13 protein-coding genes are annotated in these 13486 nt (G+C 71.7%); 8 read left to right on the forward strand and 5 right to left on the reverse strand.

Annotation, left to right across the window (positions count from 1 at the left end; genetic code table 11):
* Window positions 1–28: 28 nt before the first annotated feature.
* The 5 genes from mshD to pstB all read left to right on the forward strand — a co-directional run bounded on the left by mshD (window position 29) and on the right by pstB (window position 5363).
* A complete protein-coding gene (gene mshD, locus ACWD6N_RS18020; RefSeq protein WP_354963567.1) occupies window positions 29–955 on the forward strand; it encodes a mycothiol synthase in 927 nt (308 codons plus the stop codon).
* Between the two features lie 291 nt (window positions 956–1246).
* Window positions 1247–2353: a phosphate ABC transporter substrate-binding protein PstS gene (gene pstS / locus ACWD6N_RS18025; RefSeq protein ID WP_450004987.1), complete on the forward strand. Its 1107-nt coding sequence runs from the start codon at window positions 1247–1249 to the stop codon at window positions 2351–2353.
* 39 nt (window positions 2354–2392) lie between these two features.
* Complete coding sequence (gene pstC / locus ACWD6N_RS18030) at window positions 2393–3484, forward strand: phosphate ABC transporter permease subunit PstC (RefSeq protein WP_074314909.1); 1092 nt, start codon at window positions 2393–2395, stop codon at window positions 3482–3484.
* The gene (gene pstA, locus ACWD6N_RS18035) at window positions 3481–4569 is read left to right on the forward strand and encodes a phosphate ABC transporter permease PstA (protein ID WP_354963565.1); all 1089 of its coding nucleotides are present in this window, start codon (window positions 3481–3483) and stop codon (window positions 4567–4569) included. Before pstC ends, pstA begins: the two co-directional genes overlap by 4 nt.
* A 17-nt stretch (window positions 4570–4586) precedes the next feature.
* The gene (pstB, locus tag ACWD6N_RS18040) at window positions 4587–5363 is read left to right on the forward strand and encodes a phosphate ABC transporter ATP-binding protein PstB (protein WP_089018767.1); all 777 of its coding nucleotides are present in this window, start codon (window positions 4587–4589) and stop codon (window positions 5361–5363) included.
* A gap of 70 nt (window positions 5364–5433) precedes the next feature.
* Here pstB and ACWD6N_RS18045 read toward each other — a convergent pair whose 3' ends face one another.
* Window positions 5434–6267 carry an NUDIX hydrolase gene (locus ACWD6N_RS18045; RefSeq protein ID WP_354963564.1) on the reverse strand — a complete coding sequence of 278 codons (834 nt, stop codon included), beginning with the start codon at window positions 6265–6267 and terminating at the stop codon, window positions 5434–5436.
* 263 nt (window positions 6268–6530) lie between these two features.
* On the opposite strand from ACWD6N_RS18045, the gene ACWD6N_RS18050 reads away from it, so the two are divergent.
* A complete protein-coding gene (locus ACWD6N_RS18050; protein WP_387324415.1) occupies window positions 6531–7499 on the forward strand; it encodes a Gfo/Idh/MocA family protein in 969 nt (322 codons plus the stop codon).
* A 48-nt stretch (window positions 7500–7547) separates the two neighbouring features.
* Here the strand turns inward: ACWD6N_RS18050 and ACWD6N_RS18055 are convergent, their stop codons facing one another.
* The 3 genes from ACWD6N_RS18055 to ACWD6N_RS18065 all read right to left on the reverse strand — a co-directional run bounded on the left by ACWD6N_RS18055 (window position 7548) and on the right by ACWD6N_RS18065 (window position 10255).
* A complete protein-coding gene (locus tag ACWD6N_RS18055) occupies window positions 7548–8555 on the reverse strand; it encodes an inorganic phosphate transporter (RefSeq protein ID WP_354963562.1) in 1008 nt (335 codons plus the stop codon).
* A gap of 4 nt (window positions 8556–8559) precedes the next feature.
* Window positions 8560–9186 (reverse strand): DUF47 domain-containing protein, encoded by a 627-nt coding sequence (locus tag ACWD6N_RS18060; RefSeq protein ID WP_074314917.1) that lies wholly within the window; start codon window positions 9184–9186, stop codon window positions 8560–8562.
* Between the two features lie 127 nt (window positions 9187–9313).
* Complete coding sequence (locus ACWD6N_RS18065; protein WP_354963561.1) at window positions 9314–10255, reverse strand: PPK2 family polyphosphate kinase; 942 nt, start codon at window positions 10253–10255, stop codon at window positions 9314–9316.
* Window positions 10256–10401: 146 nt separating this feature from the next.
* Between ACWD6N_RS18065 and sigJ the strand changes: the two genes are divergently transcribed.
* A complete protein-coding gene (gene sigJ / locus ACWD6N_RS18070) occupies window positions 10402–11367 on the forward strand; it encodes an RNA polymerase sigma factor SigJ (protein ID WP_354963560.1) in 966 nt (321 codons plus the stop codon).
* 27 nt (window positions 11368–11394) lie between these two features.
* Here sigJ and ACWD6N_RS18075 read toward each other — a convergent pair whose 3' ends face one another.
* Window positions 11395–11901, reverse strand: coding sequence for a DUF402 domain-containing protein (locus ACWD6N_RS18075; RefSeq protein ID WP_354963559.1), 507 nt, complete (start codon window positions 11899–11901; stop codon window positions 11395–11397).
* A 102-nt stretch (window positions 11902–12003) separates the two neighbouring features.
* On the opposite strand from ACWD6N_RS18075, the gene ACWD6N_RS18080 reads away from it, so the two are divergent.
* On the forward strand, window positions 12004–13486 hold a 1483-nt coding region (locus ACWD6N_RS18080), incomplete at its 3' end, for an ATP-dependent DNA helicase (RefSeq protein ID WP_450004988.1).

A 13486-nucleotide genomic window follows, 5' to 3' on the forward strand; every position in this document is an offset into this window, starting at 1 on the left:
CGCGGTTCCCGGCGACTACGGTGACGGGATGAGCAGCGCCGAGCCGACCAGCGACCAGGTGACCCGGACCGACCGACTGGCTCCGGCGGAGATCGCCGACGTGTTGACCCTCGCCCGTTCCGCAGGCGACACCGACGGCGCGGACCCGCTCGACGAGCACGTCCTGCTCCGGCTGCGCGACCCGGACGCCCCGGCCGTGCACCTGATCGCCCGCGGCGACGACGGCGTTCTCACCGGGTACGCGCACCTGGACACGACCGACCCGGTCGGCGGGATCGGGGTGGAGCTGGTGGTGCACCCCGCGTACCGGCGGCGGGGCACCGGGCGGGCTCTGGCGCGGGGCGTGCTCGCCTCGGCCACCGGGCCATTGCGGGCCTGGGCACACGGTGACCACCCCTCGGCGGCCGCACTCGCGGTCGACCTCGGGTTCACCCGCGCACGGGTGCTCTGGCAACTGCGCCGACCACTGGCCGCCCCGCTGACGTTGCCGCGACTGCCCGACGGAGTGGTGCTGCGCGCGTTCCGGCCGGGGGCCGACGACGCCGCCTGGCTGGCCCTCAACGCGCGGGCCTTCGCCGAGCACCCCGAGCAGGGCCGCTGGACCTCGGACGACCTCCGGGTCCGCCTCGCCGAGCCATGGTTCGACCCGGCCGGCTTCCTGCTCGCCGAGGAGACCGCCACCGGCCGGCTGCTCGGCTTCCACTGGACCAAGGTGCACGAGCGCCCCGGGTCGGCCCGGATCGGCGAGGTGTACGTGCTCGGTGTGGAGCCGACCGCGCACGGCGGTGGGCTCGGCCGGGCGTTGACCAATGCCGGGCTGGCGTACCTGCGGGACCGGCGCGGGCTGGACCGGGTGATGCTCTACGTGGACGAGTCGAACACCGGGGCGGTCGCGCTCTACGAGCGGCTCGGCTTCGCCCGCTGGTCCGCGCACATCAACTATCACCTCGGCTGACCGCCGGTCGCCGCCGCGGCCGGGTCACTGGCGGGTAACGGCCGCGCGTCGGCGAGATAACACCGTACCGGAAATATAGCCATACTTCTGACAGGTGTACCCGGGTTCATTTAACGGACAACTCACCCTCAGCAAGCGGTCACCTCGGCGGCCGTACGTGTTCACCTTGCGTTCACTTGCGACCGGCGAACCGGCTACCTGGCACTTCTAACTTTCGTGTCAGCCGGTCAGTGCCGGTCCTCGGGCCCCGGGATCGGGGCGCCAAGTCAGACGCGAAGGGAAACCCCTCAGGTGAAGCTCCAGCGGTACGGCACTATTGCCTGCCTCGCTCTTGCCGCGACGCTCGGCCTCAGTGCATGCGGCTCGGACAACAACGAGCCCGCCTCCGGCGCCAGCGCTTCGGGCTCGGCCGCCGCGGTCGACTGCGCTACCGGAACGCTGAACGCCCAGGGCTCGTCGGCGCAGAAGAACGCCATGGCCGAGTGGATCAAGGCGTACCAGCAGAAGTGCCAGGGCACCACGATCAACTACGAGCCGACCGGCTCGGGCGCCGGCATCCAGGCGTTCATCGCCGGGACCGCCGACTTCGCCGGCTCCGACTCCGCGCTCAAGCCGGAGGAGCAGCCGCAGGCGGACGCCAAGTGCGTCGGTGGCAAGGCCATCCACCTGCCGATGGTGATCGGCCCGGTGGCCATCGCCTACAACGTCAGCGGCGTGGACAACCTCCAGCTCAAGCCGGCCACCCTGGCGAAGATCTTCGCCGGCAAGGTGACCAAGTGGGACGACGCGGCGATCAAGGCCGACAACCCGGGTGCCACGCTCCCGGCGATCACCATCCAGACCGTCCACCGCTCGGACGAGTCGGGCACCACCGACAACTTCACCAACTTCCTGTCTAAGACCGCCGAGGCCGACTGGACCCTGGGCAAGGCCAAGGCGTGGAAGGCCCCGGGCGGTACCGGCGCCAAGGGCTCGGACGGCGTGGCCAGCTCAGTAAAGGGCGCCGACGGCTCCATCGGCTACATGGAGTGGTCGTTCGCTGAGAACGCCGGCCTGAAGATGTCCAAGATCGGCAACGGCAACGGTGAGTTCGCCGCGCTGACCGCCGAGGCGGCTGGCAAGACCATCGCCGGTGCCAAGGTCGAGGGCCAGGGCGACGACCTCAAGCTGTCGATCGACTACAACACCAAGGAGGCCGGGGCCTACCCGATCGTCCTGGCGACGTACGAGATCGTCTGCAGCAAGGGCCTCGCGGCCGACAAGCTGAAGCTGGTCAAGGGTCTGCTGGGCTACGCCGCCAGCGCCGAGGGCCAGAACTCGCTGACCGACCTGGGCTACGCCCCGCTGCCGGAGACGGTCCGCACCAAGGTCGAGACCGCGGTCGAGAACCTCTCCTGACCCGACCCCACCACCTCCGCAACCGAATCGAGCGAGCAGATGGGTGAAACCCCTCACCGCTCGGCCGACGCCGGCACCGGCGGGACGCGCGTGACCCAGAGTCACGAGTGGCCCGCCGGTGCCTCGGCGCGTGTGGCCGAGGCACCAGTCAGCACCCGTTCCCCGGGCGGCGCCGGGCTGGGCGGCGGCGGCGCGCTTCCGCGCAGCCGGAAATTCGGCGCCGAGCGGGCCTTCCGCGGTCTCACCCTGGCCGCCGGCACCGCCGTTCTGGTCATCATCGCCGCCATTGCGATCTTCCTGATCGCCAAGGCGGTGCCGGCCCTGCGCGCCAACACCGAGAACTTCTGGTCCTACGAGGGCTGGTCCCCCAACGAGACGCAGCCCAAGTTCGGCATCGGCACGCTCGCCTTCGGCACCGTGCTCAGCTCGGCGCTGGCGCTGCTCATGGCAGTGCCGGTGGCGCTGGGCATCGCGCTCTACCTCTCGCACTACGCGCCGCGCCGGCTGGGCACCGCGCTCGGCTTCCTGGTCGACCTGCTCGCCGCCGTGCCGAGTGTGGTCTTCGGTCTCTGGGGGCGGGACATCTTCATCAACCCGGTCCGGGACTTCTCGGTCTGGCTGAACGAGTACTTCGGCTGGATCCCGATCTTCGGCGGTGACGGCCCGTTCGGTAAGTCGATCATGCTGGGCGCCCTGGTGCTCGCGATCATGGTGCTGCCGATCATCACCTCGCTCTCCCGCGAGGTGTTCCTCCAGACGCCGACCGCGAACGAGGAGGCCGCCCTCGCCCTGGGCGCCACCCGCTGGGAGATGCTCCGCACCGCGGTGCTGCCCTACGGCCGCCCCGGCATCATCGCCGCGGTGATGCTCGGCCTCGGCCGGGCGCTCGGCGAGACCATCGCCCTGGCGCTGACCCTCGGCATCACCTTCGGCATCTCGTTCAACCTGATCCAGAACGGCGGCAACACCATCGCCGCCAACATCGCCAACGCGTTCGGCGAGGCGAACGAGACCGGCCGCGGCGCGCTCATCGCCTCCGGCCTGGTGCTGTTCACCATCACGCTGATCGTCAACATCACGGCGCGGGCGATCATCTACCGCCGCCGGGAGTTCACGGAGTCGGCCGCATGACCACCACCGTCACCTCCCACCGCACCCGCCCGCCGGCCCAGCCCGCCTCGCTGCGGGCCCGGCGGCTGCCCTGGTACGCCGCACCGGCAATCGCCGTTGCGGCCCTGGCGCTCTCCACCGTGATCGTCTACGGCACCGACATCGGCGGCCCGGTCCTCGTGGTCGCCCTCGGCGCGGTGCTCTACCTGATCGGGCTCTTCGCCGCGGCCAACGCGGTCGAGGGGCGCCGCTCGGCCCGCAACCGCACCTGGAGCGCGCTGATCCACTCCGCGTTCGTGCTGGCGGTCCTGCCGCTCGTGTCCGTGGTGTGGACGCTGGTCAGCAAGGGCGCCGATCGGCTGGACGCCAACTTCTTCCAGACCTCGATGAACAACATCGGGGCCCGCGACGCCAACGGCGGCGCCTACCACGCGATCGTCGGCACGCTGGAGCAGGTCGGCATCGCCACCCTGATCACCGTGCCGCTCGGCATCCTCTGCGCCATCTACATCGTCGAGTACGGCCGGGGCAAGTTCGCCTTCGCGATCCGGTTCTTCGTGGACGTCATGACCGGCATCCCGTCGATCGTCTCCGGCCTCTTCGTGCTGGCGTTCTGGGTGCTCGTCGTGTCGCCTTGGTTCAACGACGGTCGGCCGAGCTTCTCCGGCTTCGCCGCCGCGCTCGCGCTGAGCGTGCTGATGCTGCCCACCATCGTCCGGTCCACCGAGGAGATGCTCCGCCTCGTCCCGGCGCCGCTGCGCGAGGGTGCCTACGCGCTCGGCGTACCCAAGTGGAAGACCATCCTGCGGGTGGTCCTGCCGACGGCGCTGCCCGGCATCGTCACCGGCGTCATGCTCGCCATCGCCCGTGCGGCCGGCGAGACCGCGCCGGTGCTGCTGGTCGCCGGCGGTGGCGCCGCGATCAACACCAACCCCTTCGAGAACAACCAGTCGTCGCTGTCCCTCTTCGTCTACCAGCAGGCCGGTGATGCGTCGAGGTACGCGCCGGCACGGGCGTGGACCGCGGCACTCACCCTGGTCGCCCTCGTGCTGATCCTGACGATCGCGGCGAAGCTGCTGGCCCGCCGAAACCGGCTCAGCCGATGAACCCCGGAGGTACCACCATGGCCAAGCGCATCGAAGCCTCGAACGTCACCGCCTACTACGGTGCCTTCAAGGCCATCGAGAACATCAACCTGACCGTCGAGCCGAAGACGGTCACCGCCCTGATCGGCCCGTCCGGCTGCGGCAAGTCCACCTTCCTGCGGTCGATCAACCGGATGCACGAGGTGCTGCCGGGAGCCCGGGTCGAGGGCAGCCTGACAATCGACGACCAGGACATCTACGACCGGGACGTGGACGTCACCGCGGTCCGGCGCACGATCGGCATGGTCTTCCAGCGGCCGAACCCGTTCCCCACCATGAGCATCTTCGAGAACGTGGTGGCCGGGCTGAAGCTCAACGGCGTCCGCCGCAAGTCGATCCTGGAGGACGCGGCCGAAAAGGCGCTGCGCTCGGCGAACCTGTGGGACGAGGTCAAGGACCGGCTGGGCAAGCCCGGCGCGGGCCTCTCCGGCGGTCAGCAGCAGCGGCTCTGCATCGCCCGGACCATCGCGGTCGAGCCGCAGGTCGTGTTGATGGACGAGCCCTGCTCGGCCCTGGACCCGATCTCCACGCTGGCCATCGAGGACCTGATGTTCCAGCTCAAGGACAAGTTCACGATCATCATCGTGACGCACAACATGCAGCAGGCCGCTCGGGTGTCGGACCGGACCGCCTTCTTCTCCATCGAGAAGACCGGCGACCCGGGCCGGCTGATCGAGTACGACAACACCCAGAAGATCTTCAGCAACCCGAGCGTGAAGAAGACCGAGGACTACATCACCGGCCGCTTCGGCTGAGCCGCTGGTTCCCGCTCTGCGTGGGGCGTCGGTCGACCTGACCGGCGCCCCTCGGCGTACCCCGGGTGGTTCAGCCGAGCACGAAGCGGGGCTCGCCGTCGGCCGGGAAGTCCATTCGCGGGGTGATCGGGGTGGCGGCGTCCCGGTCGGCCGCCGCCTGGGCAACCCCGGCCAGGTCGCCGGCGGCCGCCACCTGGGCCAGCGTGACGAGGGTCGGCGGCAGCATGGTCAGCTCACCCGCCTCGGCCCGGGCCAGCGCGTCCGCCGGCCGGATCCACAGCGTGTGGTCGGCCTCCCCGGAGACGTCCCGGGTCCGCTGCCCGGCCGGCAGCAGGGCGACGAAGAAGTACGTGTCGAAGCGTCGCGGCTCGAACTCCGGCGTGATCCACCGGCTCCACGGCAGCAGCAGGTCCGAACGCAGCGTCAGGCGCCGGTCGGCGAGCAGCGCGGCGAAGCCCAGCCGGCGCCCCTCCAGGTCCTGCCGGGCCGCCTCCCAGTCGTCACCGCTGACGTCACCCACCACGGTCGCCGGGTCCGGGCCGGCGAGCAGCACGCCGGACTCCTCGAAGACCTCCCGGGCGGCGGCGCAGACCACCGCTTGGGCGGCGTCCGGGGCAACCCCGAGCCGCCCCGCCCACTCACTCGGCGTTGGGCCGGCCCAGTCCAGGTGTGCGGCGGAGTCGGAGCGGTCCACGCCACCGCCGGGGAAGGCGTACATCCCGCCGAAGGTCATCGCGGCGACCCGACGGATGACGTACACCTCGAAGTCGGCGCCGGTCGGACGCAGCAGCAACACGGTGGCCGCGACCCGGGGCACCGCCGGGATGCCGCCCTCGGCCTGGAACCGCCGCGCGTGCTCGACCAGGGCGGCCGGGGCGGCGAAACCGTCACTGTCGATCGTCATGTCGCGAGCCTAGGGCCTGCCCGGCCGCCCCGGCCCGGCCGGTGTGCCGGTCGGCGCCACCCGGACCGCCCTTTGCTCTGCTTCAGCCCACGCAACAGAAGTGATCGGTAACTGTCGCGCCCGCGTAAGCAGAGCAAAGGGGGACGCGCAGGGGCGGCCGGCCGGAGCGGACGAGCCGACCGGGACGTGCACCAGGGTCCCGACGGATGAGCCGGCGGCTGCCGGGCGCCCGGTCGTTCACCCGGCTCGGCTAGCGTGCCGACATGACTCGTTGGGGCATCCTGGCCACCGGCCACATCGCCAGCCGTTTCGCCGAAGACCTCCGGCTGGTGCCGGACGCCGAACTGGTCGCGGTCGGCTCCCGCGCCGCGGACAGCGCGCAGCGCTTCGCCGACAAGCACGGCGCGAAGCGCGCCTACGCCTCCTGGGTGGAGCTGGCCGCCGACCCGGAGGTCGACGTGATCTACGTGGCCACCCCGCACGCCGCGCACTACGAGGCGGCGATGACCTGCCTGACGGCCGGGCGGGCGGTGCTCCTGGAGAAGCCGTTCACTCTCGACCTGGCCAGCAGCACCGAACTCGTGGACACCGCCCGCGCCGCCGGGGTCTTCCTGATGGAGGCCATGTGGATGCGGACCAACCCGTTGGTCATGCAAGCTGCCGAGCTGATCGCGGAGGGCGCGATCGGCACGGTGAGCAGCGTCCGGGCCGACTTCGGGGTGTCCGGGCCCTTCCCACCCGAGCACCGGATGCGGGCCCTGGCGCTGGGCGGAGGCGCCCTGCTCGACCTGGGGATCTACCCGGTCAGCCTGGCCCACCTGCTGCTCGGCACGCCGCAGCACATCCGGTCCTGGGCGAAGCTCGGCCCGGAGGGGGTGGACGAGAACACCGGCATCCTGTTCGGCTACGACACCGGCGCGCTGGCCACCCTGAGCTGCGGCATGGTCGGCTCCAGCGGGCAGTCCGCCTCGATCACCGGCAGCACCGGCCGGATCGACCTGCCGGAGCCGTTCTTCCGGCCGGGTTCGCTGACCCTGTGGCGGGACGGCGCCGAGCCGGAGACGATCACCGCCGACACCGCCGGCAACGGCTACCAGTACGAGGCGATCGAGGTGCAGCGCTGCCTGGCGGCCGGGTTGACCGAGAGCCCGCTGGTGCCGCACACCACCACCCTCGAGGTGATGGCCCTGCTGGACGCCGTACGCGAGCAGATCGGCGTGCGCTACCTGTGATGAAAGGAGGGGCCCCTTCGTTGAGAAGGGGCCCCTCCTTTTACTTGATCAGCCGAAGAGCGGGCGGACCAGCAGGTACGACACGCAGGCGATGAGCGCGGCGGCCGGGAACGTGATGATCCAGGCGATCACGATGTTGCCGGCGACGTTCCAGCGGACCGCGGAGAGCCGCTTGGTCGCGCCCACACCCATGATCGCCGAGGTGATCGTGTGGGTGGTGGAGATCGGCGCCTTCAGCACCAGTGCGTTGAAGTAGAGCACCGCGCTGGCCACCGTCTCGGCGGCGAAGCCCTCCGGCGGACCGAGGTCGATGATCTTGCGTCCGAGCGTGCGGATGATCCGCCAGCCGCCGGCGTACGTGCCCAGGGCCAGCATTGTCGCCGAGGTCCAGAACACCCAGCCGGGGATGTGCGTCTTGTCGTCCTGGAAGCCGCCGGTGTAGAGCGCCAGCACCACGATGCCCATGGTCTTCGCGGCGTCCTGCATACCGTGGCCAACCGACATGGCCGCCGCCGAGGCCGTCTGCGCCCAGCGGAAGCCCCGGTTGAGCTTGCCCGGCTGCCCCTTCCGGAACAGCCAGAGGATGGCCAGCATCAGCAGGTAGCCGAGGGTGAGGCCGACGATCGGCGACAGCACCATCGGCAGGAGGATCTTCTCGCCGATGGTGACCCACTGCACGACGCCGCCGGTGGACAGCAGGGTCGCGCCGACCAGGCCGCCGAAGAGCGCGTGCGAGGACGACGAGGGCAGGCCGAAGTACCAGGTGATCAGGTTCCAGGCGATGGCGCCGAGAACCCCGGCGAAGACCACCCCGAGGCTGGCCACCCCGGTTGGCAGGGTGACCAGGCCGTCACCGACGGTCTTGGCGACCCCGGCGCCGAAGTGGGCCCCGACGAAGTTGCCGACGGCGGCGAGCAACAGGGCGATCCTGGGTGTCAGCGCCCGGGTCGAGACGCTGGTCGCGATCGCGTTCGCGGCGTCGTGGAAGCCGTTGGTGTAGTCGAACGCCAGGGCGACCGCGATCACCGCCAGCACGGCGATGAGTTCGGGAGTCACTGGCTCAGGACTCCTTGACCGCGATGGTCTCGACGGTGTTGGCCACGTGCTCGAAGGCGTCGCAGGCGGCCTCCAGCTCGTCGGCCACCTCCTTCATCTTCAGCACCGTCAACGCGTCGTACTCGCCGGAGAAGAGGCGGACGAGCAACTGCCGGTTGATCCGGTCGCCCTCGTTCTCCAGCCGGTTGCACTCGATCCAGTAGTCCTCAAGGTCCTTCATCGACTTCAGCCGGGGCATCGCCTCGGCGGTCAACTTGGCCTGCTGGTCGAGCACGTTCACCATCTCGTGCAGCTCGCGCGGCAGCGCCGGAAGCTCGGTCAGCCCGTACAGGTAGAGCAGGTCGCCGACCGCCTCCAGGTGGTCCATCACGTCGTCGAGCAGCGAGCCGAGCCGGTAGATGTCCTCCCGGTCGAACGGCGTGATGAAGGTTGAGTTGATCTTCTTGTACAGCTCGTGGGTGATCTGGTCGCTGTCGTGCTCGACCTCGGTCAGCCGCTCGCTGACCGACTGCACGTCGACGCCGGGCAGGGCCAGCTCGTTCAGCAGCTCGGTGCCCCGGACCAGGTTCTGCGCGGCCCTGGTGAAGAGCTCGTAGAAGGCGCCCTCGGTGGGGCGGAAGGAAAACTTCACAGCACAGACCTCGTCGCGTCGGTGGAAGGGGTGCGGTACGCGCGGGCGCCCGCTCGGTGAATGCTAGGAAACGCCAGAACCGCGAATTCGTCGGCCCACCCCTGGTCAGGCCTCATTCACCGGTCGTTCACCTGCTGTTCATCTCGGCCGTCCCATCCGCCACCACTCCCCCAGCACGCAACCGTTCGCGCTCGCGGGCGACGTCGAAATCGGCAGGCGGATACCCCAGATCGAGGGTGTCGAACGTCTCCCTCAGCAGGTGGGCCACCGCCCAGTCCCGGTACCACTTGCGGTCCGCCGGCACCACGAACCACGGCGCGGCGTCCGTGCCGCACCGGCTCAGGGCCTCGGCGTACGCGGCCTGGTAGTCGTTCCAACGGGCCCGGGAGTCGACGTCCGAGGGGTTGTACTTCCAGTGCTTGCGGGGGTCGGTGAGCCGCTCCAGCAGCCGCTCGCCCTGCTCGGCGTACGAGATGTGCAGCAGCACCTTGACCAGGGTCACGCCGTCCTCGACCAGGTCCCGCTCGAAGGAGTTGATCTCGTCGTAGCGGGCCCGCCAGGTGGCCTCCGGCACCAGCGAGCCGACCCGGGCGATCAGCACGTCCTCGTAGTGCGACCGGTTGAACATCCCGACGTACCCCGGCGGCGGCAGTTCCCGGCGGATGCGCCACAGGAAGTCGTGCCGCAGCTCCTGCGCGGTGGGCGGCCCGAACGAGCGGATGTGCAGGCCCAGCGGGTTCATCGCGCCGGCCACCCGCTTGATCGTGCCGTCCTTGCCGCCGCAGTCCATCGCCTGGAGCACCAGCAGCACCCGGCGCGTCGGCCGGTCCGGGTCGGCCTTGGCCATCGCGAAGAGCATCTCCTGCTGCTGGCCCAGCTCACCGCCGACCAGCTCCACCTGCGCGCGGGCCCAGGCCTTGCGGTGCTCTCCGGTCACCTCCGCCCCCGGCAGTCCGGGCGTGGACCGGGGGTCGATCTCCGCGAGATCCACCGGTGCGGCGACCCGCAGCAACTCCCGCACCTGGCCGCCGGCGGGCGCCACGATCTGCGCTTCCTGGGGTGCGCTCATACTCGGATCATCGCCCACCCGCCGACCAACCGCCCGCCGAGCGCCGCCCCACCCCGCTGGGCTGTCACATTCGGGGCCTCCGGCGCGTCCTGTTGGCGGGAGGATGTACGCCGGGAAGGCGCGCCGAACGGGGAGGGTGGTGGGTCGTGCGGGACCTGGCGACGGAGTTCGAGGCCGAGCGTGGCCGGCTGCTCGCGGTGGCCCACCGGATGTTGGGCAGCCGCAGCGAGGCCGAGGACGCGGTGCAGGAGACGTGGCTGCGCTACGCGGGGGCGCTCGCCGACCCGGCGGCCCGCGCCGAGATCCGCGAGCTGTCCGCGTGGCTGACCACCACCTGCGCCCGGATCTGCCTGGACGTGCTCCGCTCGGCCCGGGTCCGGCGGGAGGCGTACCCCGGGCAGTGGCTGCCGGAGCCGGTGGTGAGCCAGGTGGGCGCCGCGGCGCCGACCGACGGCTACGCCCCCGACCCCGCGGAGCGGGCGGTACGTACCGACCAGGTCGGTACGGCGCTGCTGGTGGTGCTGGAACGGCTCGCGCCGGAGCAGCGGGTCGCCCTCGTGCTGCACGACGTGTTCGCGGTGCCGTTCGCCGGGGTCGCCGACGTGCTCGGCACCACCGAGGTGGCCGCCCGGCAGCTCGCCTCCCGCGCCCGCCGGGCGGTCACCGCACCGGACGTGCCCCGGCACACCGCCGACCCGGCCGAGCAGCGGCGGGTGCTCAAAGCGTTCGTCGCCGCCACCGAGTCCGGCGAGCTGGACCCGCTGCTCCGCCTCCTCGCGCCGGACGTCGTCTTCGTCGGCGACTCCGGTGGGCACTTCCCGGCGGCCCGTCGGCCGGTGGTCGGCGCCGAGGCGGTGGGTCGCTTCACGCTCGGCCTGTTCGGCCGGGCCGGGCGGTACACCCAACAGGTGCTGGCCCGGCCGGTGCTGGTGGACGGCGTGCTCGGCCTCCAGTGGGAGACGGTGTACAGCGACGGCCGGCCGCTCCGCATGGTCACCGCCCTCGCCGTGCACGAGGGCCGGATCACCGGCGTGTTCAACCAGCTCAACCCGGAGAAGCTGACCGACCTGCCACCGTTGGGCGACGACGACCGGTGGCCGCCGCGTTGGTGAGCCGGCCGGTCGAGCGCCCGCGCGGGCTCAGACCACCAGGGCCAGCCACTTGCGGTACGAGGTGGCGAACGGCTCGCTGCCGTCGCCGAGCGCGCCGAACAGCCAGCGGGCCGCCGCCTCGGCCTCGACCACCACGTCCTCCGGGTAGCCGTAAAGGGCCCGGTGCTCAGCGAACTCGTCCTCGTCGAGCAGCTCCACCAGACCGGTGGCGCGGCGGCGGACCACGTCCAGGTCCAGGTCGATCAGGTGGACGACGTCGTCGGACTCCCAGTGGGCAGGGGTGGCGATGTCGCAGTAGACCTCGCTGGTCCGCGGTGGCGGGTTGAACATCCCCGTCCACCACGCGTGGTGCGGCACCAGCAGGACGAACGGGATCTTCTCCACCGACGGGCGGCCGTGGTAGACCGACTCGGTGCCGGCCGGCACGCCGAGCCAGATGCCGAGGTCGTCCTCGGCGAGCCGGCGGGCCGGGTAGTCACGGTGGGCGCTGCCGTCGTACTTGCGGTAGATCACTCGGACCACGTCGCTCGGCATGATTCGCACCCTAACCGATACTGCCCACGGGTCGTAGCGCGGCCGTAACCGGACGCTGCCGGACGAGCCGACGGACCGATCGGCGCCGCGCCACGCGGACGGATGGGCTCAGCCCGTGTCGGCCGCGACGGGTACCGTCGCACGGTGACTCCGCCCCGCACCGCCACCGGTTCCGCCGCCCCCTCGGCCCGTGCCGGGAGCCGGCGACGGGGCAACCGACCCAGCGGGGCGGAGCTGCTCGCGGCGGCGGTCGGCGCGGTGCCCGGCGGCGCGGCACGCCCCGGCCAGCAGGAGATGACCACCGCGATCGAGGAGTGCGTGACCAGCGGCGAGCACCTGCTCGTCCAGGCGGGCACCGGCACCGGCAAGTCGCTGGCCTACCTCGCGCCGGCGCTCACCGTGGACGGCCCGGTGGTGGTCTCCACCGCCACCCTGGCGTTGCAGTCCCAGCTGGTCGACCACGACCTGCCCCGGATGGCCGACGCGGTCGAGCCGCTCCTCGGCCGCCGGCCCACCTTCGCGGTGCTCAAGGGCCGCCACCACTACCTCTGCCTGGCCCGGCTGGACAACTCCACCGCCGAGGAGCCGGAGGACACTCTCTTCGACGCCCCGGCCACCCGCCCGGGCGGCGGCGGCACGAAGTGGCTCGGCGAGGCGGGCCGGATGGGCAAGCAGATCGAGCGGCTGCGCGACTGGGCCGAGAAGACCGCCACCGGCGACCGGGACGAACTGGACCCGGGCGTCGACGACCAGGCCTGGCGGTTGGTGTCGATGCCGGCCCGGGAGTGCGTCGGGGCGACCCGGTGCCCGTTCGGGGCGGAGTGCTTCGCCGAGGCGTCCCGGGCCCGGGCCCGCGAGGCCGACATCGTGGTGACCAACCACAGCCTGCTCGCCGTCGACATGCTGGCCGACCGGCACATCGTGCCGCCGCACAAGCTGCTGATCGTGGACGAGGCACACGAGCTGGCCGACCGGGTCTCCTCCGCGGCCCAGGCGGAGTTGGTGCCGGAGTTGATCGACCGGTCCACCCGGCGGGCCCGCCCGCTGCTGCGGCCGGAGACCGCCGAGGCGCTCACCGCGGCCGGTGACGCCCTCGCGGTCGGGCTGGCCGAGGCGCCCGCCGGGCGCCTCACCGCCGGGCTGCCGACGCCGCTGCGGGAGGCGTGCACGCTGCTCGACGCGGCCACCCGCGCCGCGCTGGACGCGATCGGCGACGTCAAGTCTGACGATCCCGACCCGGTTCGCAAGCAGCAGGCCAAGGCGGTGCTGGACGAGCTCTCCACGACCGCGCAGCGGCTGCTGGAGGAGGCCGATCACGACGTGGCCTGGGTGGAGAAGAACGACAGCGGCAGCCGGCGGGCGCTGGTGGTCGCGCCGCTGTCGGTGGCCGGCACCCTGGCCACCCACCTGTACGACGAGCGCACCGTGGTCGCCACCTCCGCCACCCTGGCGCTGGGCGGCCGGTTCGACACGGTGGCCCGCGCTCTCGGGCTGGACGCGCCGCCGCCCGCACCGCCGTCCCCGGCCGCCGCCGCGCTGGCCGCCCGCACCGGCCCGGGCCGTCCGGCGGCCGTGCCGCCCGGCC

The sequence above is a fragment of the Micromonospora sp. NPDC005163 genome (assembly GCF_053599835.1).

Bases quoted from the DNA above. Each gene is read 5' to 3' on its own strand.
- mshD (WP_354963567.1), top strand. From the start codon at position 29: ATGAGCAGCGCCGAGCCGACCAGCGACCAGGTGACCCGGACCGACCGA.
- pstC (WP_074314909.1), top strand. From the start codon at position 2,393: ATGGGTGAAACCCCTCACCGCTCGGCCGACGCCGGCACCGGCGGGACG.
- pstA (WP_354963565.1), top strand. From the start codon at position 3,481: ATGACCACCACCGTCACCTCCCACCGCACCCGCCCGCCGGCCCAGCCC.
- pstB (WP_089018767.1), top strand. From the start codon at position 4,587: ATGGCCAAGCGCATCGAAGCCTCGAACGTCACCGCCTACTACGGTGCC.
- ACWD6N_RS18045 (WP_354963564.1), bottom strand. From the start codon at position 6,267: ATGACGATCGACAGTGACGGTTTCGCCGCCCCGGCCGCCCTGGTCGAG.
- ACWD6N_RS18050 (WP_387324415.1), top strand. From the start codon at position 6,531: ATGACTCGTTGGGGCATCCTGGCCACCGGCCACATCGCCAGCCGTTTC.
- ACWD6N_RS18065 (WP_354963561.1), bottom strand. From the start codon at position 10,255: ATGAGCGCACCCCAGGAAGCGCAGATCGTGGCGCCCGCCGGCGGCCAG.
- ACWD6N_RS18075 (WP_354963559.1), bottom strand. From the start codon at position 11,901: ATGCCGAGCGACGTGGTCCGAGTGATCTACCGCAAGTACGACGGCAGC.